This is a genomic window from Methylobacter sp. S3L5C (genome assembly GCF_022788635.1).
Classification (GTDB): Bacteria; Pseudomonadota; Gammaproteobacteria; order Methylococcales; family Methylomonadaceae; genus Methylobacter_C.
Window position 1 is genome coordinate 1,264,254 of the sequence record NZ_CP076024.1, and the last position, 26,092, is coordinate 1,290,345.

Genomic DNA, 26,092 nt, shown 5'->3' on the forward strand with positions numbered 1-26,092 from the left:
GTCTAATGTTTGTCGGATTTGTAGAAGCCCAAGCATCCAATTTGGTAAATAACGGGGATTTCAGTCAAGGTGCCACAGGTTGGACAATAATCAGTCCAATCCATAATTATGGATTGAGTGCTCAAGGCTGGTATGACGGCGCGTATAAAAACAATCCCGATACTTTTTCTCAAGCTATAAACACAATAGCAGGAGATAAATATACATTATCCTATACGTTCTCCACAGTGACAAATCAAGCAGGTTTGATTTTCAAATCTATATGGAATGGTACCGCGATTCAGACAATTACAACTCCTAACACGACTCCCACAACATATACTTTCACTGATCTACTTGCCACGAGTAATTCTACAGTGCTAAGTTTCGTAAGTGGGAACGATCCCTATTTTAACCTTCTGCAAAATATCAGTTTGACACAACAACCTTCAGCAGTACCCGTTCCAGCAGCAATCTGGATGTTTGCTACTGGCTTGCTGGGCTTTGGTGCAATGCGTAAAAAGGTTCAAGCTTAAAACTGATATTACGCCAAGGATTAAAGCCATCTCATAAAAGGTGGCTTTTTTATATCCTGCTGATTTAAAAGTAATTGAACACTAGATAAAACGATATATCCCCGCTGATTTATCTTGATGAAATATTAATAGAACCTGTATGACTATAACGGACATTCAAAAATTATAGCGTACATAATGACATTCTTTAGGAAATGCATACCTGTAAAACTCATCATCAAATTTTAATGGCTAAAATCGCTTATTGCTCCTGATGTAAAAAAACTATGCGAACAAACCATACGGTTTCTGCCTTTTTGCTTCGCCTGATAAAGCCGCTTGTCTACTTCGTCAATAAAGCCTATTAGTTCATCTGCATGAGTTGGAATAATGGTAGCAACTCCAAGGCTGACGGTCAGTATTTGACTAACCAGGGACTTTTCATGAGGTATCTGTTTTTTAAAAATCAAGCTGCGGCATCTTTCAGCCACCATTTTAGCTGATTTTGCATCCGTTTCGGGTAGAACCAACACAAATTCTTCTCCGCCAAAACGGGCAAAAAAATCTCGAGGCCGAGTTCCAGCCGAATTTAGGGTTTTTGCTACACGCTTTAAACAATCATCTCCCTGAATATGCCCATATTGATCGTTATACTGCTTAAAATAATCAATATCGAACATGATTAATGAAAGCGGTTGATTATTACGTTTTGCATTGACCCATTCCACTTCCATAATAGAATCGAACATGCGTCGATTGGCGACGCCGGTTAATCCGTCTTTAAAAGAAAATTCATGTAGTTCTTTCTGGAGGCCAAGTAGTTTTTCCTCATTTTTTTTCCGCTCACTGATGTCAAACATAAATCCGACCAGAGAATCAACACTACCTTCTTCGTTACGAACTACATGCACCACATCACGGATCCAAACGTAATCGCCATTCTTGGTAAGTGCACGATAATCTGCCTCGTGGTCGATTCCGGCTTGTGATTGAGCAACGCAAAAATTAACAACTTCGTCTCTGTCTTCGGGGTGCATTCTTTCTGCCCAGTTTTCTACGCTCACCCAACTCGCAGGTAACCAGCCCAGCAAGCTTTCTATCTGGGGTCCGATGTAAGCGAACTGCATGGTATTCCAGTCCAGTTTCCATGGAATTGCTTTTGTGGATTCCAACAGGGTTTTGTATACACTATTGTCACTTTCCATTTCTTTTCCCACTTCCATCATTATTTTTAACTTCAATTTGTTACGGGAAAGGATACCAACGTCTTACAACAGATATTTGAATGTAAGTCTCAGGTATATTCTAATTCATTTATATAACTTATCAGCCTCCCTTAAACTAAAATAGGCTATGATAATTAATCAAACTGACCTATCAGGATAATTTATGTCCAGACAATCCCCAAACAATAGTGGCATATCAACGGCTACCAAGCTGTTGCAACTATGGCATCACTGGATGGATCGCAATATTTACGATCTTGCCCGACAGATGCGCTTGAGTTATGTGCCGCCGCTGATGGTTTATATGGCGGCCGGTTTGTCAGGCTTAACAGGGATTGTCGGTACTTTTTTTGTTAAGGAATATCTCGGGTTATCCGCAGAATTTTTGGCGACTTTAAGCTTTTGGGTGATGTTGCCATGGGCATTGAAAATGCCACTGGGTCATTTGGTGGATTTACTCTGGCGCTATAAGGCCGGATTGATTTATCTGGGTGCCGGATTGATTACCGTAAGTTTACTGATCATGACCAATTTGCTGGCAGATCTTGATTATATGACTAATCTGATGCCCGCAGAAGCCTGGTATATCCTGGCATCATTATTGGCTCCCATCGGTTATGTCATGCAGGATATTGTCGCCGATGCCATGACTGTAGAAGCGGTAGCGCGTTTTGATAAAGATGGAAAGCCGATTACACAAGAGCAAATTCTGCTGGCGCATACGACTATGCAGACTTTGGGGCGAGTGTCCATTATCGGTGGCACGTTGATGGTCGCTGCCGCCAATGTCTACATGTTTAGTGGCGTAGCGACGATGACTGCTGTGGAAAAAACGGCGGTTTATATCAGTATTTATGATTGGGCATTACTGATTCCATTTATTTCAGTTTTTGGGGTTTTTTTGTCTTCCTGGCAACGCTCTCAACAGGAATGGAAGCTTGCCGCTAAAGGCTATGAGTTTACAGACATTGAACGCATGTTGGGGCGGTCGTCAACGGAACTACCGGAGATTAATTGGTGGCTATTAGGCGGAGGGCTCGGTTTTACCTTGTTTGCGGCTGTTATGGGTCTGGCCGATGTGCAAAATAATGAGGAGATAGTGTTTGCCGGATCTTTGTCCATCGTCTTATTCTTGATGTGGCAGTTGACGAAAGAGCTTGGCGTCCGTGAAAGAAAGCAGTTGTTTGGTACGGCATTTGTCATTTTTGCCTTTCGTGCAGTACCAACTTCAGGGGCAGGCGAGACTTGGTGGATGATTGACGTGCTTGATTTTGATCAGCAGTTTTTGTCGCAATTATCCTTGATCAGCAGTGCGCTGACTCTGTTTGGGATGTTCCTGTTTCGGCGCTTTATGGCCGAGCGTTCGATAACCACTATTATTGCCGTTCTTACCGTTGCCTTGGCAGTACTTTATGTGCCAAATATTGCCCTGTTTTATGGTGTCCATGAATGGACGCAGGCACATACCGGCGGGGTTGTCGATGCCCGATTTATTGCTCTGATCGATACCGCACTGGAATCGCCTTTGGGGCAAATTGCCATGATTCCCATGCTGGCCTGGATTGCCAATTCAGCGCCAGAACGACTTAAAGCAACTTATTTTGCGGTGATGGCCGCGTTTGTCAATTTGGCTTTATCGCTTTCACAGCTATTAACGAAAGCGCTTAATCAATATTTTTTAATTACCAGAGAAGTGAAGGCAGCATCCGGCGAGGTAACGGTATCAGCAGATTACAGCCAATTAGGCGAACTATTTATCACGGTTATGTTGCTAAGTCTGGCTTTGCCAATGCTGGCTATCTTTATTGTCAAGCGGAGCTTTCTGGCCAAACAGTCGTAGACAAGTTTCAGCCTGGTAAGGACCTGCCATGCTTACCTTTTTTGCAGATCAGGATATAATTGATGCTGATACATTGAATCATTAACAGAGAAATTGACTGGTTTGCGATGCAATCGAAAAAAGTAACGGGTAACAATAAGCTTATTTGCCATGGTGGCGCAGTATCCAATGTCGTGCAGAGTCTGCATGTTAACGTTGAGCCAGAGCCCCAGGGCGCTTTACATTTACGCTTTCAATTGACCGGTGATTTGCCGCAAATAGACATTCCGGCACCGCGACTCTCTTTGGCGGTTGATGGCTTATGGGAACATACCTGTTTTGAGGTGTTTGTTGCCGTAGAGGGTGACGCAAACTATCATGAGTTTAATTTTTCACCATCCGGGCAGTGGGCAGCGTATGCCTTTAGCGGCTATCGGATACGTAGTGCATGGCTGATTAGTCAGGCACCGATTATTCATTTTATTAAGACGAGTGAGCAGTTGTTACTGGAAGCCGTTATCGCTGCGGTCGACTTGCCCGAAAATATTACCGGCAAGCCGTTTCAGCTAGGTTTGACCGCAGTGATCAAGGTGAGCGACGGTAGTCGTTCTTATTGGGCATTACGCCACCCGGAAACTCACCCTGATTTTCATCATCGCGCGGGATTTATTGCGTTATTTAACCAGAGTTTACCCACAAAAATATGAAATTTGGTATTGACCGTTTACTTGAAGATTCAGCATTGCGCAAACCTCTGGCGGGAAAACGCGTGGCGTTATTGGCGCATCCGGCCTCGGTTACGCAGGATTTGACGCATACACTGGATGCGCTGGCCGCTCTACCCGACATTAAACTGAGTGCGGCGTTCGGCCCTCAGCATGGACTGCGCGGTGACAAGCAAGATAATATGATGGAATCCCCTGATTTTATTGACCCGGTGCTGGGTATTCCGGTATTTAGTCTCTATGGCGAAGTTCGTCGTCCGACCGATGTAATGATGGATACCTTTGATGTGTTGTTGGTTGATTTACAAGATCTCGGTTGCCGCATTTATACTTTTATCACGACCTTGCGTTATGTCCTGGAAGCGGCTGCAGCGCACCAAAAAACGGTGTGGATACTGGATCGGCCTAATCCGGCCGGACGGCCTGTAGAAGGATTACTATTACGGAAAGGTTGGGAAAGCTTTGTCGGTGCAGGCCCGATGCCGATGCGCCATGGGTTGACGATGGGTGAGTTGGCACACTGGTTTATTGCTATCTTGGCGCTGGATGTCGATTGTCAGGTTATCAGAATGCAAGACTGGCAACCGGAATCAGGGCCTGGTTATGGCTGGCCGCTGGGTGAGCGTAGTTGGATCAACCCTAGCCCCAATGCACCGAATCTGTCGATGACTCGCTGTTACGCGGGAACTGTAATGCTTGAAGGTACAACGCTCTCCGAAGGTCGTGGCACGACTAGACCACTGGAATTATTTGGCGCACCGGACATCGATGCCAAAGCGCTTATTAAAATTATGCACGATATTGCTCCACAATGGTTGGCGGGTTGTCGTCTGCGTGAATGCTGGTTTGAACCGACTTTTCATAAGTACGCAGGTAAATTGTGTGCCGGTGTGCAAATCCATGTGGAAGATGGCGCTTACGATCATGCAGCTTTTCGTCCTTGGCGCTTGCAAGCCTTGGCGTTTAAAGCGCTACGTCGCCAGCAACCGGATTACCGGTTGTGGCGGGATTTTCCCTACGAGTATGAGCTTGATCGATTGGCCATCGACGTTATTAACGGTTCACCGCTGTTGCGCGAATGGGTCGATGATGCTGCTGCCATGCCGGAAGATTTGGAGATGATTACCAGAATGGATGAGCTGGCTTGGGAACAAGCACGCCTGCCGTTTTTGTTGTATCAAGAATAACTTAGGTGATTTCCCGAGAATAATATACCCAGCTTGCTGGTTTTTTTATTCATTTATTGCGTTGTCAAAATAGTTACGTAGCCAGCTACGCGCCTATTTTTTCGCCTCGGCAACTGCTTCTGCATCTTTGCGGTCGTTGTAAATAAACAAAAATCCTGTGCCACTTGGGCATATTAATTTTCGGATATTTGCTTAGGCATTTTGTTCCCTCCGGTTATAGTTTTTATAACATGAGTGACGGAGGTACAGCCTCAGTCACGCTTCAGGCCGTTTTATGATATGGCTATAGTCCTTCGTGAAATTCTACTGTTACTGTGATGGTATCCGAGTAATTGCCCGCTGCTACATACTGACCTGCAGGAATGCTGCCATAGATAGTGTGATTAATGTTGGTCCCCAATATTTGGATTAGTAAAGAATCCGTCCAGATACTCGTACCACCTGTTCCGTCTCCCCAAACTGTGGTGTGACTGACCTCTTTATATAAATTGTAATTGAGTCGATTGGCACCGTTGGACATTTTTCGAAGAGCGAAAGAACCGTTACCTCCAGTGTTGAGGCTGATATTGGTTGTAGATAAAATACTGATCAGAAGCGCTGTGCAGGCAACATGGACATTCCCTGTGACGTCAGTTGGTAAGCTGCTGGTAGGATTATAATTACCAAAGTTCACACCTGTTGCAGATACAGTGCAATTAAGTCCGAGTGCGATCGCTGCCATTGGCATCAATGACAAAGCAATGCCAAGCAGAATGGCTGTTAAATTGAATAACATGTTGAATCTTCTTGGTTGTGAATAATTCAAACGAATCCATTTAAACTGATAATAGCGACATTTTATCATTGTGTGACTCCATGACAGATAAAGCTACCAAGATCAGGCAGCGGTTCTTCCGTGTCAGCAAAATGAACCTCAATTTCGCAGCTTTTCTCATGCCAGAGTACGTGTAAATAATTATTAGGTGCAAGTCCTGTGATATAAACTTTTCCTTGTAAAGCCGTCGGAAATCTTTCTTGCTGTCCGATGATTTCCACTGTAGCTCCGGCCGGTAGAGGTTGACCATTGTCCATCACTATTGTTATGGTCGCCCCGCGCGAACGCCGAACCGGAAATTTTAGTAGAAAGCCGCTGCGAAAATAAGGCGAGGCATTGAGTGACAAGGTATCGATTTTTGCATCCAAAGGCAGGTCAGATTGTTCAATGCTAATGTGGTTTTCCTGATAGGGCCTAAGTGCAGGCACCATTGCATTCCCCCAAGCGTTGGTAGTTCCGACGAGTTGATTTTCTGCATAAACATCTACATTGGGATAATCAGGAACCTGTACGACAGCGAAACTGCTGTTGATACGGCGAGAAAAAAATGCATCGCCTGCCATGATAGCCAAACCTCCGCTGGCACCACCACGAACATTGTTTTGCCCCTGAAACCGGGAGGCGTCCAAATGGTAAGTCCCAATATCATTTTGCAGGCTAACCCCGGATTCGATACGTTCTGATTCGTTATATCCGGCTAACACTCGATAGCCAAGTCCACTGCCAGGCGGTAAATTTTGTTGTACCTGCATTAGCGTATTAGGCGTGTTATTTTGTAGTCCTGTCGTGAGGTTTGCGGTGGTGCGCTCTCCGAGGGTATGGCTAAGTACCAGTGTCATACCTTTATTATTATCATCATACAGGCTATTGAATATGGAAAGATTTAAAAACCATCCTTCACCGATAGTGGTATTGTAGCTTGCATTGATCAGGTTGATGTTGCCCTGATCACGATATTGCTGATAGATATGGTTTAGGTTAAAGCTTCCGTAACCGTGGGTTGAAACACCCATATATAGTGAGCCTAAAAGTTTTGGTGCCGGCCGATTCTGAGCGAAACCGAGTTGTGCAAATGGGCTGTCGGAAAATTGCGCATGGCCGCCAAAATTTAGCCATGAGGCTTGTCTTTGAAAGCCCATTGATAGCAAAGCCCCAAACCCTTTCTGACTATGACTGCCGGCTATGGCGACGTCAAAAACACCTATTATTGGTGATAAAAAAACGCTGCCTAGGCCAAGAGTTTGTTGGTTCTGCAACAGTTCGCTATGCAATTCACCGGTAAGTTGATCGCTAAGGCCGCGACGATGTGTACCTACAGCAAACCAGCGACCGTAATCGTTACTGCTTAGTCCAAAGTTTTCACGGATCGGGCCGATCTCGTACGAAAATTCCTGTAAATTTCGCTGTAGCAAGTTGGGACTTGCATAATAGGGTTGAGTAATTGTTTGTTCGCGGCCCAGTATGTCGCGTACAACCATTCGTATATCGCGCAAACCGGTAATCATTGGCACATTGTTAACGGTAAACGGTCCTGGCTGCACTTGGCGATTTAATAACAGGTTATTATCGACATAGACATCTACCGTGGAAGGCAGCGCCGCTTCGCCTGCCATGCTCGGTAGTGGAAATGTAATAAACCCGGGGCGAGTCTTAAAGTCGGTAGCCCACTGCAAGCCGCCGAAGCGAACAGGCCTCCCCCAAGCACCGGCGCTACTGATTGCGTCACCTATACGGACACTGGTTAATTGATCAGGCTTATCAATAGTCCATGTGCTATCGAGACGGATAAGTCGGGTTTTATCGCTAATATCCTGGCCTAAAAAATTACTCACACCTACGCCCCAGCCGTTGAAAGCCCCCAATTCCACCAAGCTATTAAGTTGAAATCGTTGCTGCATGTATTGCGTAAAAATATCGTAATTGATAAATCCGCCCATAGGAGAGGGATTCGGCTCTGATAATTGTAATGCAGAGCCGTTGAGCGAAGTAGATGATAAAGCTGCCGTTTTGACGTCGATCAACAGCGCTTGCCTGGCCTCATCTATATGGTAGGTAATACCTGTAAGTGCTGTTAACGAGTAGTAATGATGTTCCTGATAAGGAAACGCCGGTTCCGATGGCAGTGACAAACGCCATCGCTTTAAATCATTGGCGTCAGCTAATAAGTCACCATTTTTTTTTAGTAACAGTGCTGTTTCGTGCAAATCCTCTTGATTGACATAAATCGCCATTAACAACTCCTGTTCGCTTGGCTGATTGGGGATGACTGAAAATGGCAGCGGATTAACCGTTTCAGCAACGACCGGTTTTATCAAAAACAATAGGCAAAAAAAAACCGCCTCATTAGTTGATATCTAGGGTTTGTCCATAACGATATCAGCGTTGACTTCGCCCATCTCGGTAGTCGCCAAAATACGTAGGTGTTCGCCGGGATTAGGCATGCTATTGGTTGTAAACGACCAATAATGAGGTTTGTCGGATAGCAGGTAAGTGAAAAGTTGCTTTGTAATTATAGGGTTGGCGTTGCCTGTCCGATAAATCCTATAAGCTGAAAGATGATCATGGCTATCACCGGTATTGGTTACAGTGACTTTAAGTGTGTGCTCATCAAAACGTACAGCTTGCCAGCTTAAAACAGGTTTGACGGGATTAGGGGGGGTTACATATACCGGAATGCTAATACGTAGGGCAACTTGTAAACCTGCAGCGTCAGATTTTACAGGCGGAGGTACTTCTTGTAAAAACATCCGGTAGGCGAGCTCTCGTTGTACGTCTGGAAGGCGACGCAGGCCGACCCGAATAATTTGCGAGGCCCCGACCGGTAAAGTAAAGATAGGTGGAGTCGCCAATAACTCTCGTGTTGGCAAGTGACTATCCTGGCCATTTACTTGCGACCAAGCAGCTAATTCTACTTGTATCACAGTAGCTTCTGCTCCATCGTTACGTACCGTAATGATCTGCGTGGGAGTTTGTGCGGAAAGCATCAATTTGACCGGATTAACACCATAGGAACCAGCATAAACAAATTCTATGTTACTCAGGAATATCAGCAAAAAGTACGCCCAATTTTTTGGCGAACGGCTGGTGTGAATACTAGGCATTGTCATTAATAGGTAACGGTGACAGTAATGGTATCGGCATAAGATCCTGCGGTTACATACTGATTGGAAGCTATCCTGCCGTAAACGGTATAGAGTTCAGCTGCGCCGCTAGCACTGGCGACATGAACTGTGTCTGTACTGACTGTATTTCCCCAATTGGTAGTGTAACCGGCATTGCTGTAAAGGCTGTAATTGATCAGGTCAGTTAATGTCGCATGCTTCATCTGTCGGGACGTTACCGTTGCACCACTGGCTATTCCTGCGTTTAAACCTATGTCATAAGCGGTAGCCTTGGTACAGGTCATCGTAATCGTACTGGTATTATCATTAGCTGCCGCAGAAGCATTATAGATACCAAAGGCTAGATTCGTTGCTGAAACACTGCAGGCTGCGTTGACTGTTGCGGTAACTTGAAAAGTGCTGGTTGTAGTAGCTGCTTGTATAGCTTGTCCACTAAGCATCAATAAGACCACGGCAAGGTTAATTTCTTTTTGAAAAAAATTCATTGAACTCTTCTACTAAGTAGTTATGGGCAAGTTATATCAATACTTCGGACAGTTTTAAATTATTAAATTGATATGTTATTTGGCGAGTCATCTAAGAATTTAACAATTATGGTAACTGTTATTGATTACTCTGAAGTTTTGAAAAGTACTTTATTTTAAAGGCTTGTAAAAACAAGTGCGCAGGACGACAAGATCTTTTTTGTGTTCTATCAAATGGATGCCACTGATTAATTGTGCAGGTATTTGTGCAATTTATTTATTTTCAATTATACATTAAATGCACTACATATGTATTCTATTTTAAATATACATTTTTTGTGCTCACAATATTTGCAAATATAAAATATCCATTATTTTGTCTCATTAGGGTTCAGACTTTAATTTTAGCATCGCTCAAAAATCTAATTAAATCCTATTGGGACAAAAAAGTGTCTCATTATCACGGTTTATTTGGGTACACCAGCTTGGTATAAATTAGCCAATTTTGATTTGCATTTATTCAATACTTCGGACAATTTTTATCAAACGACAGTCCGTAGAAAGATAACTATTTGAAAAGTAGCAGCTTTAATTTTTTGAATGGCGTTTTTGAAATCTTTTAAAATCAGATAATTACAAAAACTGTCCGAAGTATTGGTTTTATAAACAATGTGTTAAGTGTGGTTCTGGCAACTTGAACACCGATTCTGGAAAAACCCAGAAAAGTGTTCAGATTGAGCCAGAATATGCACAACATCATTCGCGGGAATTTGGCACAGACGGCCAGTCTGCATGAGAAGATACCTCCCCAACTGAGTTTCATATCAGCAGTGCAGTTCATCATTTAAGCCTCCAAGCAGATTATAGGCTTGAATGGGAATCGACTGATAAGCGCCTTGCAGAAATTATTAAGGGCGATAGTATCAACGGCCATTGGAAAACAAAAACGAAAGAGCGAACCAAGAGCTGTCAAACATCGACCAAAACCCTTTCCTTTGCCGACCGTGCCAAGAAACAAGGCATGTTTAAAGCTCTGATATTTATTTTTTTATATTTTCGGTAGCAGTATTGGCCAATAGGCTGTTATTAAATTTTCAATAGCTTGATTTATCGCAACTTATTGTTTTACATCAAATAATTTATTACCATTGAAGCGCTAATCAGATTAATGATCGGCAAGTCGTTAAAAATAATTGAAATAAGTAAAAATATCATCTTTATTTGATGTAATGAAATAGTCTGCATCTGATAAGGTATCTTATAAAAATGTATTATTATTTTTTATTAAAAATAAAATAATATTATTATTCTTTTATTAAAAATAAAATAATTGCATTTTAGCTAGCAGCTATATTGATGGAAATTGAAATATATAAAAACCCTGGGTAGCCCGTTGTATTTTATATAGGGCCATGAATATTAATAATCAAGGATTACTTAGGAAGCTGTAATATGAAAGAAGCGATAAAAATGTATCAAAATGATTGTTGGCAAACACTTCCCTTGTTGTCAGTAAGCGGCTTTGGTTTATTAGGACTTATTGTATCCAACCGTTTTGTGATTAGTGAGTGGGCAATGTCTGCAGTATTAATCGGCCTGACTGCCGCCTTGTATTTCTGGAGTAAAAAATGCTATCGACTGTCGCTGCAAACTATCGAGCAGAATCTGTCTGTAAAATTGCAGAAAGAAAATGATGAAATAATCGACAGTTTGCGGAATTCACATAAGCAAGCAATTTTGCAAGCTGGCACCAATCGAGTCAAGGTAGAGCGACAGCATATAGAAAACCTGCTGGCTGGCTTAGCTGAAGGTTTTGACACATTATCAAAGCTTATTGGCGGCAAGTATGAAGAAAAAACAGAGATCTTACCGATTTCTGTTGAAACACAGATTGCTGGTTTGGCAGAGCGTTGTAAAGCTTTAACCATGCATCTTGATGAGTTGTCGACAGACACTGAAAATCAAGACTCAGGTATAGGTGGACTGGATTCATTATGTCAAAAAGTATTACCTATCTGGGCAAGTCAGGTTGATATGGCCAAGGTGCATAGTGAAGAATCCATAGCCGATTTGGCAGAACGCTTTGGTGTCCTGACAAATCGTTTGGATGCCTCTTCCCTGGCATCTCAAAATGCCGTCAGTGGTGATCACGATTTACAAGGTGGGATCGTTGATCTCTTACAGGATAGTCAATTGGAATTGGGAACTATAACCACGGCTTTGGGTGCTTCGTTGGAAGATAAGGGGAAACTGCTGCGTTCAATCGAGGAATTGTCAGGTTTTACTGAAAAATTAAGCAATATGGCATCGGAAATCAGCAGTATTGCCAGACATACCAACATACTGGCAATTAATGCTGCCATTCAGGCAGCACAGGCTGGTAATGCCGGTCGCGGCTTTTCAGTGGTTGCCTCTGAAGTACGAAAATTGTCACAGTCATCAGGTGATTATGGCAAGCAAATTATCGATACTATTGCCGCTGTCAATAAGGCGATTAATGGTACGTTAAAAATTTCCCGGAAATTTGCCAAACAAGACGAAGAGACGCTAGATAATGCCGAGCAAATTATTGCTGTGGTTTTGAAGCGCTTCAGACTGGCAGCTGTTGAGTTAACCGATTCTGAGAAACTGCTACGTGTTGAAAATAATGCGATTAATCATGAAATATCTGATGTTTGCGTGGCTTTGCAGTTTCAGGACCGAGTTAGCCAGATTCTAACGCATGTTGGTAATGATTTGAACAAACTCGAACAGCATTTGAATGTGCTGAATAATACAGAAACCAGTGCGGGGTTGCCTCGTTCGGTGAATGCCGAGCAATGGCTGCAAGAACTGGTCAAGACTTACACAATGGAAGAGCAGGTTGCGGTGCATGATGGGGCGAAGATTGAGATCAAGCCTTATGAAAACAATATTACTTTTTTTTGAGATACCAATATGGCAAAAACAATACTGTTTGTAGAAGATTCAGCATCGGTCAGGCAGGTGATGAATAGCACCCTTACCCGCGAAGGATATGATGTGATTTTAGCCTGTGATGGCCAGGATGCCTTAACCAAACTGGACGGTAGTAAAATCCATCTTATCATCAGTGACGTGAATATGCCCAATATGGATGGGCTCACCTTTGTTAAAGCAGCCAAGCAACTGCCTGCCTATAAATTTACGCCCATTATCATGCTAACCACTGAAACTCAAGCCGCGAAAATGAATGAAGGCAAGGCTGCAGGGGTAAAAGCCTGGATAGTTAAACCTTTTCAACCTGCACAATTATTGGCAGCAGTTGCGCAGCTTATTCAGGCATAAATCATTGGAGTAATTGATGGCGAACGTGAAAAATAAAAACCGGCAGAGTCAAGGCATTGTTATAGACGGTGAATTAACTATTTATACTGCGATGGAATTGAAAAATAAATTACTGGTGGATTTATCAGTGACTGAAGAACTGGAGCTTGATTTATCCGAAGTCGGTGAAATTGACGCTGCCGGATTACAGTTGCTGGTGATGATAAAGCAGGAAGCAACCGCGTTAGGCAAAGTAGTGAGCTTTACAGGCCATAGTCCGGTCGTATTGACGCTGCTTGAATTGTCCGGTTTAGCCGGTTTTTTTGGTGATCCTTTGCTGATAGTTTATCCATCGACAGTTGAAGGTAAATCGATATGATTCCAGACGAATATCTACAAACCTTTGTTATCGAATGCAGAGAATTGCTCGAAGAAATGGAAGAAGCCCTGCTGATTGTCGAGCAATCAGCAGATGATGCTGAAATCATTAATGCGATTTTTCGGGCAGCGCATACCATTAAAGGCTCGGCTGGCATGTTTGGCCTGGATCCTATTGTGTTATTTACCCATGCCTCGGAAAGTGTCTTGGATCGGGTACGTAGCGGTGATATCGCCATGAATTCTATATTGGCCTCATTATTTCTTGAAGCTCATGATCATTTGAGTGTATTAATCAATCATGTTGCTGAAGGCAGTTATCCAACGGATGATACCGACAGTCGTGGTAAACGTTTAATAATACAACTTGAGACTTATCTTGGCGATACGGTGTTGGATCAAGCCGTAGCTTTAACAGAAGTACCGATGGTTAGCGAGTCTGAGGTGGAGCGAGAAGAAAGTGATGCAGTCGGTACTGATCATTGGCATTTGTCCTTACGCTTTGGAACTGAAGTGTTCAGAAACGGCATGGATCCTTTTTCTTTTGTGCGCTGTCTGTCTTCTGTAGGCAACATTGTGCAACTGGTCACCATCATTGATGCCATTCCTGCTGCTGAGAATATGGATCCTGAATCGTGTTATTTGGGCTTTGAAATTAGTTTTGATAGTGATGCGGATAAGCTTGCCATTGAGAGCATTTTCAATTTTGTTCTTAGTGACTGTTCAATTCATATATTGCCGCCACGCAGTAAAGTCTCGGAATACAAACGCCTGATTATGGAATTGCCGGAACAGGAAATGCGTCTGGGCGAAATTCTGGTCAAATGCGGCACTTTAACCCCGCAAGAACTGAGCAACATCCTGCTTCTTCAATCAGGGCAGGGCAATGAGCCGCAACAGCCCATAGGCGAAGTGCTGGTTGAACAACAGTTGGTTAGTCCCCCGGTAGTCGTTGCTGCATTGGAAAAGCAAAGACAGGTTAAAGACAACAAAAAAAATGAAGCCAACCTGATTCGTGTCGATGCCGAAAAACTCGATGAACTAATCAATTTGGTAGGCGAGCTTATTATTGCTGGCGCGGGTACCAATTTAATCGCCAGGAGTGCCAAAATGACAGAACTTATCGAGTCTACTGAGACTTTGTCACGGTTGGTCGAAGAAGTTCGTGATTCAGCGTTGGCATTACGTATGGTACAAATCGGTGGTACATTCAATCGCTTCCAGCGTGTGGTACGTGATGTCAGTAAAGAACTGGGCAAAGACATTGATCTGGTTATCAGTGGCGCAGAGACGGAACTCGACAAAACTGTCGTGGATAAAATCGGAGACCCGCTCACTCATTTGGTACGTAACTCTATGGATCACGGTATAGAGTCTGCAGAACTGCGCATTGCTCGGGGGAAGCCGGCCAAAGGCACACTCAAGCTTAATGCCTATCATGATGCCGGCAGTATTGTTATCGAAGTTATCGATGATGGTGGTGGCTTGAATAAAGAAAAAATTCTTAAAAAAGCCATTGAACGTGGCCTGGTTACCGAGGGTATAAATCTGACTGATAAGGAAATCTACAACCTTATCTTTGAAGCCGGTTTCTCTACTGCCGATGTGGTCAGTAATCTCTCTGGTCGTGGTGTGGGTATGGATGTTGTAAGACGTAATATTCAGGCCTTACGGGGCACCGTTGATCTGGATAGTATAGAAGGTCAAGGTAGCACTGTGCGTATCCGACTGCCGCTCACCTTGGCTATTATTGATGGTTTCATGGTTGGCGTCGGCAATGCCGCTTACGTTATTCCACTGGATATGGTGGTTGAGTGTATAGAATTAAAGGCTTGGGCAAGCGACGAGGGTGATGGCAAATATCTCAACCTACGCGGTGAAGTGCTGCCGTATCGACGGTTGAGTGATCACTTTGCCATGAAAGGTGCCATGGTACAACGCGATTATGTCGTTGTGGTGCGCTACGGAGAGCATAAGGCTGGATTAGTTGTGGATAAATTGATGGGTGAGTTCCAGACCGTAATCAAACCGTTGGGCAAGCTGTTTAAAGGCGAAAAAAGTATTGGTGGCTTTACCATTTTAGGTAGCGGCGAGGTTGCCTTAATCATTGATGTGCCCGGACTGATGGGACAGATAAAACATGAAGCCGAGGTGAGTCAGACGTTGGTTTCGGCAGTATAAAAATAGTGAAGCAGGCAAGATAAGGGAGCATCCCGAAATAGTAAATGCCAGTTTTTAACACACCCTAATAAAATAACTTGTATCAGGAAACACGCCATGAAAGTCATTGATTATTTATTCAACCGCAATCAGCAACACGAGAACACCCAATTTCAATTGTTTTTTGAAAAAACCAGTAATGGACTCATATTCTTTAATGCCAATTTGGTGATTTCTAAAGTCAGTTTGTCGGCAGCCAAACTATTCCAACAACATCAACAGGTTTTTGAAAAATTGATGCCGGATTTTAATATTCAGCATCTTGTCGATACGCGTATTGACAGTTTTACAACTATTCCTGCCCAAGTCTTTTTGGAACTATATAAGGAACATAAAAGCTGGGCCAAGATGATGTCGTTGGGAGAGGAGACTTTTCATGTTTCGCTGTTACCGTTCGTTAATGAGTACGGTATTTTTAAAGGCGGAGTACTCGAATTTTGGTATGCAACGGAATATTTGAAGTTGGAAGTTGAGGCCGACAGATCAAAATCGGTACTCCACAATATGGTGACGCCGGTTATGACTTGCGATTTAGAACGACGAATTACCTCAACCAATCCGTCGCTAATAAAACTATTAAACCAATATAAAACAGAGCTGCAAAAAGTTTTTCCCGGTTTTGATCCTGAGCGGCTAATAGGCGTTTGTATAGATAGTTTTCATCGTAACCCGGAGATGCAAAAACGTATTTTTGCCGATCCAGGTAAAATGCCGCATAAAGCAACCATCCAGGTTTTGGATATGTCGTTTAATTTAACTGTTTTTCCCGTGCTGGATAAACAAAACAATATTAATGGCTATGCGGTGGAATGGGTTGACTGCACTACAGAAGCAAAAGCCAATGTTGAAATTAAACGTGTAACCAGTGCTGCTATCGTCGGAGAACTCAGTGAACGTATCAATACTACTGAACTGAGTGGAGCGGTCAAAGATTTTGGGGATTCGGTTAATCAGATGTTGGATGCCATTCTCCTACCAATTGGTGAAGGTAATCGTATTTTGCGTATGATTAGGGGTGGTGATTTAAGTCAGCGAGTAGAAATAGAGTGCAAAGGCGACCATGACAAGATGAAACAGGCTGTTAATGGTGTGCATAGTTGGCTATCCGATTTGATTGCTTATGTCACCCAGCTTGCCAATGGCGATATGACTGCAGAAATGGGGAAAGCGTCTAACGACGACCAAATACACGAATGGCTGATATTGCTTAAGCTCAATATTCAGGCTTTGGTGGCAGATGCTGCCATACTTTCCATGGCTGCCGTTGAGGGGCGGCTGGAAACCCGTGCCGATGCGGGCAAACATCAGGGTGATTTCCGCAAGATTGTCGAAGGTGTCAATAACACGCTGGATGCCGTGATTGGTCCGTTGAATGTTGCTGCGAATTATGTTGATAATATTGCCAACGGCAATATCCCGGCCAAGATCACCGATACTTATAATGGTGATTTTAATATTATTAAAAACAACCTCAATACCTGTATCGATGCAGTTAATGCTCTGGTTGCTGATGCTAATTTATTATCGATAGCCGCTGTTGAAGGCCGTTTGGCCACCCGTGCCGATGCGGGCAAACATCAGGGTGATTTCCGCAAGATTGTCGAAGGTGTCAATAACACGCTGGATGCCGTGATTGATCCGCTGAATGTTGCTGCAAATTATGTTGATAATATTGCCAACGGCAATATCCCGGCCAAGATCACCGATACTTATAATGGTGATTTTAATATTATTAAAAACAACCTCAATACCTGTATCGATGCAGTTAATGCTCTGGTTGCTGATGCTAATTTATTATCGATAGCCGCTGTTGAAGGCCGTTTGGCCACCCGTGCCGATGCGGGCAAACATCAGGGTGATTTCCGCAAGATTGTCGAAGGTGTCAATAACACGCTGGATGCCGTGATTGATCCGCTGAATGTTGCTGCAAATTATGTTGATAATATTGCCAACGGTAATATCCCGGCCAAGATCACCGATACTTATAATGGTGATTTTAATATTATTAAAAATAACCTCAATACCTGTATCGATGCAGTTAATGCTCTGGTTGCTGATGCTAATTTATTATCCATAGCCGCTGTTGAAGGCCGGTTGGCTACCCGTGCCGATGCCAGTAAACATCAAGGTGATTACCGCAAGATTGTCGAAGGTGTTAATGGCACGCTGGATGCCGTGATTGGACCGTTGAATATTGCTGCCAACTATGTGGAGCGTATATCCAAAGGGGATACACCGCCTAAAATTACCGATTCTTATAACGGTGATTTCAACAACATAAAGAACAACCTCAATCAGGCTATCGATGCCATCAATGAGCAGGCAACTGCAGCCCAAGGCATTGCAGGAGGTGACTTGTCAGTCAAGGTCAATGTCCGTTCGGAAAATGATGTTGTGGCCAAGAGTTTGGAACTGGTACGTGATAATCTAAAAGCCGTTATAGACGACACGGATAGTCTGATCAAAGCGGCTGCCGAAGGCCTGCTGGATATTCGTGCCGATGCCTCCAAACATCAGGGCGATTTCAGTAAATTGGTCGCAGGTATTAATAAAACCCTTGATGGAATCATTCTTCCGGTTAATGAAACCGTAGCAGTACTTTCTGCGCTGGAGACCGGCGATCTTACTAAATCTGTTATTGGTGATTACAAGGGGCAGCTTAAAGATTTTAAAGATACCGTCAACAACACGATTGCCAAACTTGCGCAAGTGATTGCCCAAGTCAATAGTGCTGCGTACAGTATAGCCTCGGCTAGTGAAGAGGTCTCTGCTACCGCACAAAATATGTCACAAGCGACCAGTGAACAAGCCGCCTCGGTGGAGGAAACCAGCTCTTCCATTGAAGAAATGTCTGCTTCCATCAACCAGAATACTGAAAATGCCAAAGTTACCGAAGGTATGGCTACCCAAGCTAGTAGCGATGCAGTACAAGGCGGTACAGCCGTTAAAGATACCGTAAGTGCAATGAAAAGTATCGCCGGAAAAATTGGCATCATCGATGATATCGCTTATCAGACCAATTTATTGGCTTTGAACGCGGCGATTGAAGCCGCACGTGCCGGTGAGCACGGCCGCGGGTTTGCGGTTGTCGCTGCCGAAGTGCGTAAACTTGCCGAACGTAGCCAGGTTGCCGCACAGGAAATTGGCGAACTTGCTTCCAGCAGTGTCGAGATGGCGGAAAGCGCCGGTAAGCTTTTGGATACCATCGTACCCGCTATCAAGAAAACGTCCGATCTGGTACAGGAAATCGCGGCTGCTTCTGAAGAGCAATCGTCAGGCGCCGCCCAAATTAACACAGCTATGAATCAGCTCAACCAGATTACCCAGCAGAATGCCAGTTCCTCGGAAGAGTTGGCCGCTACTTCGGAAGAGATGAGCGGACAGGCCATGCAATTGCAAGAAATTATGGCATTTTTTACCGTGGCCGGTAGCGAAGGCGAGGTATTGTCTAAGGCCTCTAAACCTGCGGTAAAAAAAATGAAGATTATAAAAGAGACACCTAATGAAGCTCAATTCGTCAGGTTTTAGGAGCGATGCATGAATACGATGATACCCGCAACAAAGTCACTGTTAACTATAGCTGGCAGCCAAAATAAAGAAGAACGGCAGCAATATCTGACCTTTATGCTAAGTGGAGAACCTTATGCCATCAGCATATTGAGTATCAAGGAGATTTTGCAATATAGCCAACTGACGGAGGTGCCGCGAATGCCGGATTTTATTCGGGGTGTCATTAATCTGAGAGGGGTTGTGGTTCCTGTGATTGATCTGAGTGCCCGATTTGGTAAACAGCTCACTCATGTAGGCCGACGCAACTGTATTATTATCGTTGAAGTAGCTGTAGGCGAGGAAATTCAGAATGTTGGCGTTATGGTTGATGTTGTAAACGCTGTGCTGGAAATTCCCGCTCATGAGATCGAACCGGCGCCCTCGTTTGGTAGCAATATTCGAGCTGACTTTATCGCCGGTATGGGCAAGATTAATGACAAGTTAGTCATTATCTTGAATATTCAGCATGTACTGTCGATGGATGATATAGAGGTACTGGCTGGGGTGGCGTCAACTAGCGAATTGGTGACAGTGATATGACCTGTCATTTTTGGTATGAGATTATCTTGGAAAGATAGTGTCGGCTGATACGGAATCTGTCACGGCATAAAAAGCAAACAGTTGTTATTTTTTAATTTATCCGAGAGTAAGTGAAATGAAGGTTACCGTTGCTAGAAAGATGATTTTGCTGGTATTTACTGGCATTTTGGGCCTGGTGATACTGTCTTTGTTTGGACAGAACAAGATGGATGTCGTTTATGAAAAAACCAATTATGCCAACGTCAACAGCATTCCCAGTATCGTGATGCTGGCCAAGGGTGTAGAGTCATTTGGCCGTTTGCGTGTCCGTGTATACCGTCATGTTTTGAATACTGATCCAAGCAAAATGATGGATATAGAAACACAGGTTAAAGAGGCACAGAATGGTGTCTTAAGCGCTCTTAAAGACTATGAAGGCGTAGTCTCAGACGATAAGGACAAACAGTTACTGGCTGATGATCTGGCTGATTTAAAAAAATACATCAGTGGCGTAGACAATACACTCAACTTGTCCCGCGATAACAAGAACGATCTGGCTCGTGATGCGCTGACACAAAATGCTGACCAGGCCGAAAGGACCAATGCTACGCTTAATGCTCACATGACATACAACGTTGATCTGGCAATGAAGGCATCCAATATCGCCGCCGCAACCAAAGTTGATGCGACACGAATGTCTACGATTATTGCGGCTTTTATTTTGCTGGCGACTGTGTTGATGGGTTGGTTTATTACTCGTGGTATTAGTCGGCCATTGAACGTAGCTTTGGATGTCGCCAATAACATTGCCAAAGGTGACCTGACCACTGATATTCAAGTCACCAGCACCGATGAAACCGGGCAGTTGCTTGGTGCCATGAAGCATATGTGTGACAGTATCAAAGCGATGGTAGCCGATGCCAACATGCTGGCTGTTGCTGCTTCCGAAGGCCGATTACAAACACGTGCCGATGCCGGTAAACATCAGGGTGATTACCGCATGATTGTCGAAGGTGTGAATAGCACGCTGGATGCCGTGATTGGGCCGTTGAACGTTGCCGCCGATTACGTCGAGAATATTGCCAACGGTAATATCCCCGTCAAGATCACCGATACTTATAACGGTGATTTTAATATTATTAAAAATAACCTGAATACCTGTATCGACGCTATTAGCGCTTTGGTGAGTGATGCTAATTTATTATCCTTAGCGGCTGTCGAAGGCCGATTGGCAACCCGTGCCGATGCAAGCAAACATCAGGGCGATTACCGCAAGATTGTCGAAGGCGTGAATAGCACGCTGGATGCCGTGATTGGGCCGTTGAACGTTGCCGCCGATTACGTCGAGAATATTGCCAACGGTAATATCCCGGTCAAGATCACCGATGCTTATAACGGTGATTTTAATATTATTAAAAATAACCTGAATACCTGTATCGACGCTATTAGCGCTTTGGTGAGTGATGCTAATTTATTATTCTTAGCGGCTGTCGAAGGCCGATTGGCTACCCGTGCCGATGCAAGCAAACATCAGGGCGATTACCGCAAGATTGTCGAAGGCGTGAATAGCACGCTGGATGCCGTGATTGGGCCGTTGAACGTTGCCGCCGATTACGTCGAGAATATTGCCAACGGTAATATCCCGGTCAAGATCACCGATACTTATAACGGTGATTTTAATATTATTAAAAATAACCTGAATACCTGTATCGACGCTATTAGCGCTTTGGTGAGTGATGCTGATTTATTATCCTTAGCGGCTGTCGAAGGCCGATTGGCTACCCGTGCCGATGCAAGCAAACATCAGGGCGATTACCGCAAGATTGTTGAAGGCGTGAATAGCACGCTGGATGCTGTGATTGGACCATTAAACGAAGCAGTAAAGGTTTTTGTTGCTATGGAGGCTGGTGATCTTACTAAAACTGTGAATGGAGATTACAACGGCCAGCTTAAAGATTTTAAAGAAACTATCAACAATACTATCACCAAACTTTCAGAAGTTATTAGTCAGGTTAATGGTGCTGCATACAATATAGCCTCTGCCAGTGAAGAGGTATCTGCTACCGCACAAAGCATGTCACAAGCGACCAGTGAACAAGCATCGTCCGTTGAAGAAACCAGTGCTTCCATTGAAGAAATGTCGGCTTCTATCGATCAAAATACTGAAAATGCCAAAGTTACCGAAGGTATGGCTACCCAAGCCAGTAGCGATGCCGTACAAGGGGGGAGTGCCGTTAAAGAGACTGTGAGCGCGATGAAGAGTATTGCCGGAAAAATTGGCATTATCGACGATATCGCTTATCAGACCAATTTATTGGCTTTGAACGCGGCGATTGAAGCTGCACGCGCCGGGGAGCATGGTCGCGGGTTTGCGGTCGTCGCTGCCGAAGTGCGTAAACTGGCCGAACGTAGCCAAGTTGCCGCACAGGAAATTGGCGAACTTGCCTCCAGCAGTGTCGAGATGGCGGAAAGCGCCGGCAAGCTTCTGGATACCATTGTGCCTTCAATTAAGAAAACTTCCGATTTAGTACAGGAAATCGCTGCCGCTTCTGAAGAGCAATCATCCGGTGCCGCCCAAATCAATACAGCAATGGATCAGCTTAATAAAATCACCCAGCAGAATGCCAGTGCATCGGAAGAATTGGCTGCTACTTCGGAAGAAATGAGCGGACAGGCCATGCAATTGCAAGAGTTGATGGCATTTTTTACCGTGGCTGATAGTGGAGGCACAATGTCAGTGACTTCCAATACAATGCCATTTAAACCGGCCGTAAAAAAAATGGGCGAGGAAAATCAAGCACCAAACGAAGCTGAATTTGTCAGGTTTTAGGAGTCGCGCATGAAAGCAATGACACCCATAGCAAAGTCACTATTGACTGTTGCTGGCAGTCAAAATCAAGAGGAGCAGCAGCAATATTTGACTTTTATGCTGCGCAGTGAGACTTATGCCATCAGCATATTGAGTATCAAGGAGATTATTCAACATAGTCAACTGACTGAGGTGCCGCGAATGCCCGATTTTATTTTGGGCGTTATTAATCTTCGGGGGGCTGTGGTGCCGGTGATTGATCTGAGTGCCCGTTTTGGCAAGCGGGCTATTCAGGTAGGTCGACGCAACTGTATTATTATTGTCGAAGTAAATACCGGTGAGGAGTCCCAGAATGTTGGTGTGATGGTCGATGCGGTAAATGCTGTGTTGGAAATTCCAGCCCACGAAATCGAGCCGGCACCCTCATTTGGTAGCAATATTCGAGCTGACTTTATCGCCGGTATGGGCAAGATCAATGGCAAGTTTGTAATTATCCTGAATATTCAGTATGTGTTGTCGATGGATGATATGGCAGCACTGGTTGGGGCGGGATATACTTCGGCAGTTGAATTGAAGCCAGTGGAATAACTACATCGATTTTATTAATTAATAAGGCTGTTAGGTGATTTTCTGCGAATAATATATCCGGCTACGCGCTTATTTTTGCATTGTGTAAAAAAACAAGAATTCTGAGCCACTTGGGACTATTAATTTCTGTATATCACCTTAAGTCGAAAATAATCGTGCGTGAAAAATCTTCCTGAACAATGATATCTAATACCAATATATAAAATTAAAAATGACTGAATACAAGTTCCTCAAGCCTAATCAAGCTTCTGTGGCGGTCCAGGAAAAGGAACTGGCACAGTTTCGTGATCTGATCTACCGTATTGCCGGCATCAGTATGTCGCCAGCTAAAAACTCTTTGGTAGTTAGTCGGCTGGCGAAGCGACTTACGCATTATGGGCTGACGAGTTACGGTGAATATTTTCAACTGATTACCGCCGCCAACAAAGAATTAGAGCTACAAATGGCAGTAGACTTACTAACCACTAACGAAACGCATTTTTTTCGTGAACCCAAACATTTCGATTTTCTGCAGCACCATATTCTGCCGATACGAAAGCCCGGAAAAACCTTACGCATTTGGAGTGCAGCCTGTTCTAGTGGCGAGGAAGCTTACAGTATTGCCATGCTACTGGATGCAGTATTGGGTAGCGTGCCGTGGGAAATTGTAGCATCCGATCTTAGTACTCAAGTACTGGAAAAGGCACGTAACGGTCTTTACCCTATAGATTGTATGCTGAAAATCCCTCCCCTGTATTTGTCAAAATATTGTCTTAAGGGCACAGGTAGTCAGGAGGGGGCTTTGTTGATTGAGCGAAAACTGCGTGAGCGCGTGCAATTTAAGCAACATAATCTTACTGATAAGCCGCCGAAAATCGGTGAATTTGATGTGATATTCTTGCGTAACGTCATGATTTACTTTAATCAGGATACTAAACGGCAGGTCGTGTCCCGCTTGGTGTCGTTATTACGCCCAGGCGGGCATTTTTTTGTGGGTCATTCCGAAACGCTGAACGGCATAACCAAAGACTTGCGATTAGTGCAGCCAGCCGTTTATCTAAAGCCTTGAAATATGTATTCTTTTGCTCCTTTAAAGATATTTCTTGCTCCTGGCGAATATTATTTCGGTAATCGGAATACCCGTATCAGTACCGTCCTGGGTTCTTGTGTCTCAATAACCTTTTGGCATCCTAAACTGCTGGTAGGAGGAATGTGTCACTACATGCTCCCCCCCCTGCGTCAGAATAGTTGTCGCCTCAACTTTTAAGAAAAAATAAAATTTGAGAGTAGAAATGAAAAAATATAAAAGGTATTCAGTAGGCTTCAGAGAGCAGGCCCTGGTAAAAGTATACAATCGTAGTAATGACCAATCAGTTCAGTCCGTCGCAAACGAATTGAATATCCATTTAACAACCTTGAAGGCTTGGATGAAACAGAAGGAACAGGACGTCAAACTTGCACCGCTAAAATCAAAGCGTCCCGAAGATTGGAGCTCTGAAGAACGCTTTACTGCTTTACAAAAAACCTATAATTTGATCGGTGAAGACTTAAATGCCTGGTGTCGTGAACGCGGCGTTTTTATTCATCAGTTGGAACAATGGAAAGCTGATTTCTGCCGCCAGGATGACTTAGTAGACAAGCGTGAAGAAGCGCGGGTCCTGCGTATATTGAAAGAAGAAGTCCAAAGCCTTGAGCGCAATTTATTGCGTAAAGACAAAGCCTTAGCAGAAGCCGCAGCGCTGTTGGTACTGCAAAAAAAGTTCCGGGCGCTCTTGGGGGGAGAGGTCGAATGACTGGCCACGAAGAGCGCGAACAAGTGATTGCTTTACTTAATGAATCAGTAACTGCGGGAGCACGTCAAGCTAAAGCCTGTGAAGTATTAGGACTTAGTGAGCGTACCTTACAACGCTGGCAGACAGGTGAGACGATTCACTGCGATCAACGCCCCTTGCGTGACTATCAACCGCCACACAAACTAACAGCAATCGAGCGTGCCGAGGTGCTGATCGTCGCTAATTCAGATGAATTTGGTCATCTGCCACCGAGTCAGATCGTGCCACGACTGGCCGACCAAGGTAGCTATCTGGCGTCTGAGTCGACCTTCTATCGCATCCTGCGCGAGGAAAAACAGCTTACCCATCGGCGTAGCGAACGTCCGGCTCAAACACGAACAAAGCCACGCGCGGCATGTGCTACAGCACCTAATCAACTGTACAGTTGGGACATTACTTATCTGCCATCACTGATCCGTGGACAGTTTTTCTATCTGTATCTATTTGTTGATATTTTCAGCCGAAAGATCGTCGGTTGGCAGGTGTATGAAGAAGAAAACAGCGCCTTGGCTGGCGAATTGTTACGTGATCTCTGTCATCGTGAAGGGATACAGGCAGAACAGCTTATCCTGCATTCTGACAACGGCAGTCCGATGAAGGGATCGACTATGCTGGCGACCTTGCAACAACTGGGTGTCATGCCTTCGTTTAGTCGGCCATCGGTTAGCAACGATAATCCGTACTCAGAATCGTTGTTTAAGACCTTGAAATATCGTCCTAACTATCCGCTAAAGCCGTTCGCCGATGTTACGGAAGCGCGTCAGTGGGTCACAAGCTTAGTGGAATGGTACAACCATGAGCATCGTCACAGCGCTATTCGGTTTATTACTCCAGCGCAACGCCATGAAGGCTTGGACGACAAGCTTCTGGATAACCGTAAAGTCGTCTACGAAGCAGCACGTGCTAAACATCCGCAACGCTGGACTGGAAGTTCCCGTAATTGGGAAAAAATCCAGACAGCCCACCTTAACCCAGACAAGGTCTAAACAAAAAAATGCTACCAAGGAAGTGATTATTTAGAAAACAAACCAGAGTAAGATTTAACCGTCGAGGCGACAACTACATTGACAATTACCGCGGCC

Annotated in this window: 17 protein-coding genes and 2 pseudogenes; 14 read left to right on the plus strand and 5 right to left on the minus strand. The window is 44.2% G+C overall.

Translation table 11 applies throughout. The features are described 5' to 3' along the window. The first annotated feature begins 5 nt into the window (after nt 1-5). A complete protein-coding gene (locus KKZ03_RS05855; protein WP_243220588.1) occupies nt 6-515 on the plus strand; it encodes a VPLPA-CTERM sorting domain-containing protein in 510 nt (169 codons plus the stop codon). A gap of 224 nt (nt 516-739) precedes the next feature. Here the strand turns inward: KKZ03_RS05855 and KKZ03_RS05860 are convergent, their stop codons facing one another. Next, nucleotides 740-1,699 carry a sensor domain-containing diguanylate cyclase gene (locus KKZ03_RS05860; RefSeq protein ID WP_243220589.1) on the minus strand — a complete coding sequence of 320 codons (960 nt, stop codon included), beginning with the start codon at nt 1,697-1,699 and terminating at the stop codon, nt 740-742. 184 nt (nt 1,700-1,883) lie between these two features. Here KKZ03_RS05860 and KKZ03_RS05865 point away from each other — a divergent pair, with 184 nt between their 5' ends. From KKZ03_RS05865 to KKZ03_RS05875, 3 genes are all read left to right on the plus strand, one after another. Continuing rightward, on the plus strand, nt 1,884-3,560 hold the full coding sequence (locus tag KKZ03_RS05865; RefSeq protein ID WP_243220590.1) for a hypothetical protein: 1,677 nt from the start codon (nt 1,884-1,886) through the stop codon (nt 3,558-3,560). Nucleotides 3,561-3,667: 107 nt separating this feature from the next. After that, nucleotides 3,668-4,246, plus strand: coding sequence for a DOMON-like domain-containing protein (locus KKZ03_RS05870; protein ID WP_243220591.1), 579 nt, complete (start codon nt 3,668-3,670; stop codon nt 4,244-4,246). Beyond that, nucleotides 4,243-5,451 (plus strand): exo-beta-N-acetylmuramidase NamZ domain-containing protein, encoded by a 1,209-nt coding sequence (locus tag KKZ03_RS05875; protein ID WP_243220592.1) that lies wholly within the window; start codon nt 4,243-4,245, stop codon nt 5,449-5,451. The genes KKZ03_RS05870 and KKZ03_RS05875 overlap by 4 nt, the downstream gene beginning before the upstream one ends. Nucleotides 5,452-5,734: 283 nt before the next feature. Here the strand turns inward: KKZ03_RS05875 and KKZ03_RS05880 are convergent, their stop codons facing one another. The 4 genes and pseudogenes from KKZ03_RS05880 to KKZ03_RS05895 form a co-directional block, all read right to left on the minus strand. Then, nucleotides 5,735-6,226 (minus strand): spore coat U domain-containing protein, encoded by a 492-nt coding sequence (locus KKZ03_RS05880; protein ID WP_243220593.1) that lies wholly within the window; start codon nt 6,224-6,226, stop codon nt 5,735-5,737. Nucleotides 6,227-6,291: 65 nt separating this feature from the next. Further along, nucleotides 6,292-8,586, minus strand: coding sequence for a fimbria/pilus outer membrane usher protein (locus KKZ03_RS05885; protein WP_243220594.1), 2,295 nt, complete (start codon nt 8,584-8,586; stop codon nt 6,292-6,294). Nucleotides 8,587-8,928: 342 nt separating this feature from the next. Beyond that, nucleotides 8,929-9,372 (minus strand): annotated as a pseudogene (locus tag KKZ03_RS21980) (molecular chaperone); the annotation flags it as partial. Beyond that, the gene (locus tag KKZ03_RS05895) at nt 9,372-9,872 is read right to left on the minus strand and encodes a spore coat U domain-containing protein (protein WP_243220596.1); all 501 of its coding nucleotides are present in this window, start codon (nt 9,870-9,872) and stop codon (nt 9,372-9,374) included. The pseudogene KKZ03_RS21980 and the gene KKZ03_RS05895, both read right to left, overlap by 1 nt. 1,431 nt (nt 9,873-11,303) lie before the next feature. Here KKZ03_RS05895 and KKZ03_RS05900 point away from each other — a divergent pair. From KKZ03_RS05900 to KKZ03_RS05950, 10 genes and pseudogenes are all read left to right on the plus strand, one after another. Further along, nucleotides 11,304-12,779: a methyl-accepting chemotaxis protein gene (locus KKZ03_RS05900; protein WP_243220597.1), complete on the plus strand. Its 1,476-nt coding sequence runs from the start codon at nt 11,304-11,306 to the stop codon at nt 12,777-12,779. Between the two features lie 9 nt (nt 12,780-12,788). Then, nucleotides 12,789-13,157, plus strand: a complete 369-nt coding sequence (locus KKZ03_RS05905) for a response regulator (RefSeq protein WP_243220598.1) — start codon at nt 12,789-12,791, stop codon at nt 13,155-13,157. A 16-nt stretch (nt 13,158-13,173) separates the two neighbouring features. Continuing rightward, nucleotides 13,174-13,515: a lipid asymmetry maintenance protein MlaB gene (locus tag KKZ03_RS05910; protein ID WP_243220599.1), complete on the plus strand. Its 342-nt coding sequence runs from the start codon at nt 13,174-13,176 to the stop codon at nt 13,513-13,515. Further along, a complete protein-coding gene (locus tag KKZ03_RS05915; protein ID WP_243220600.1) occupies nt 13,512-15,695 on the plus strand; it encodes a chemotaxis protein CheA in 2,184 nt (727 codons plus the stop codon). Before KKZ03_RS05910 ends, KKZ03_RS05915 begins: the two co-directional genes overlap by 4 nt. 96 nt (nt 15,696-15,791) lie before the next feature. Further along, a complete protein-coding gene (locus KKZ03_RS21985) occupies nt 15,792-19,262 on the plus strand; it encodes a methyl-accepting chemotaxis protein (RefSeq protein ID WP_371744865.1) in 3,471 nt (1,156 codons plus the stop codon). Between the two features lie 9 nt (nt 19,263-19,271). Then, complete coding sequence (locus KKZ03_RS05930; RefSeq protein WP_243220601.1) at nt 19,272-19,823, plus strand: chemotaxis protein CheW; 552 nt, start codon at nt 19,272-19,274, stop codon at nt 19,821-19,823. 115 nt (nt 19,824-19,938) lie between these two features. Further along, nucleotides 19,939-22,632, plus strand: coding sequence for a methyl-accepting chemotaxis protein (locus KKZ03_RS05935; protein ID WP_243220602.1), 2,694 nt, complete (start codon nt 19,939-19,941; stop codon nt 22,630-22,632). Between the two features lie 9 nt (nt 22,633-22,641). Continuing rightward, entirely contained in the window at nt 22,642-23,199 is a 558-nt protein-coding gene (locus tag KKZ03_RS05940; protein ID WP_243220603.1) for a chemotaxis protein CheW, read from the plus strand. 211 nt (nt 23,200-23,410) lie between these two features. Next, nucleotides 23,411-24,247 carry a protein-glutamate O-methyltransferase CheR gene (locus KKZ03_RS05945; protein ID WP_243220604.1) on the plus strand — a complete coding sequence of 279 codons (837 nt, stop codon included), beginning with the start codon at nt 23,411-23,413 and terminating at the stop codon, nt 24,245-24,247. Nucleotides 24,248-24,470: 223 nt separating this feature from the next. Further along, a pseudogene (locus KKZ03_RS05950) lies at nt 24,471-25,996 on the plus strand (IS3 family transposase). Nucleotides 25,997-26,092 lie beyond the last annotated feature (96 nt).

Bases quoted from the DNA above. Each gene is read 5' to 3' on its own strand.
- KKZ03_RS05865 (WP_243220590.1), top strand. From the start codon at position 1,884: ATGTCCAGACAATCCCCAAACAATAGTGGCATATCAACGGCTACCAAG.
- KKZ03_RS05945 (WP_243220604.1), top strand. From the start codon at position 23,411: ATGACTGAATACAAGTTCCTCAAGCCTAATCAAGCTTCTGTGGCGGTC.
- KKZ03_RS05855 (WP_243220588.1), top strand. From the start codon at position 6: ATGTTTGTCGGATTTGTAGAAGCCCAAGCATCCAATTTGGTAAATAAC.
- KKZ03_RS21985 (WP_371744865.1), top strand. From the start codon at position 15,792: ATGAAAGTCATTGATTATTTATTCAACCGCAATCAGCAACACGAGAAC.
- KKZ03_RS05935 (WP_243220602.1), top strand. From the start codon at position 19,939: ATGAAGGTTACCGTTGCTAGAAAGATGATTTTGCTGGTATTTACTGGC.
- KKZ03_RS05940 (WP_243220603.1), top strand. From the start codon at position 22,642: ATGAAAGCAATGACACCCATAGCAAAGTCACTATTGACTGTTGCTGGC.
- KKZ03_RS05915 (WP_243220600.1), top strand. From the start codon at position 13,512: ATGATTCCAGACGAATATCTACAAACCTTTGTTATCGAATGCAGAGAA.
- KKZ03_RS05930 (WP_243220601.1), top strand. From the start codon at position 19,272: ATGAATACGATGATACCCGCAACAAAGTCACTGTTAACTATAGCTGGC.
- KKZ03_RS05875 (WP_243220592.1), top strand. From the start codon at position 4,243: ATGAAATTTGGTATTGACCGTTTACTTGAAGATTCAGCATTGCGCAAA.
- KKZ03_RS05870 (WP_243220591.1), top strand. From the start codon at position 3,668: ATGCAATCGAAAAAAGTAACGGGTAACAATAAGCTTATTTGCCATGGT.
- KKZ03_RS05860 (WP_243220589.1), bottom strand. From the start codon at position 1,699: ATGGAAAGTGACAATAGTGTATACAAAACCCTGTTGGAATCCACAAAA.
- KKZ03_RS05910 (WP_243220599.1), top strand. From the start codon at position 13,174: ATGGCGAACGTGAAAAATAAAAACCGGCAGAGTCAAGGCATTGTTATA.
- KKZ03_RS05895 (WP_243220596.1), bottom strand. From the start codon at position 9,872: ATGAATTTTTTTCAAAAAGAAATTAACCTTGCCGTGGTCTTATTGATG.
- KKZ03_RS05905 (WP_243220598.1), top strand. From the start codon at position 12,789: ATGGCAAAAACAATACTGTTTGTAGAAGATTCAGCATCGGTCAGGCAG.
- KKZ03_RS05900 (WP_243220597.1), top strand. From the start codon at position 11,304: ATGAAAGAAGCGATAAAAATGTATCAAAATGATTGTTGGCAAACACTT.
- KKZ03_RS05880 (WP_243220593.1), bottom strand. From the start codon at position 6,226: ATGTTATTCAATTTAACAGCCATTCTGCTTGGCATTGCTTTGTCATTG.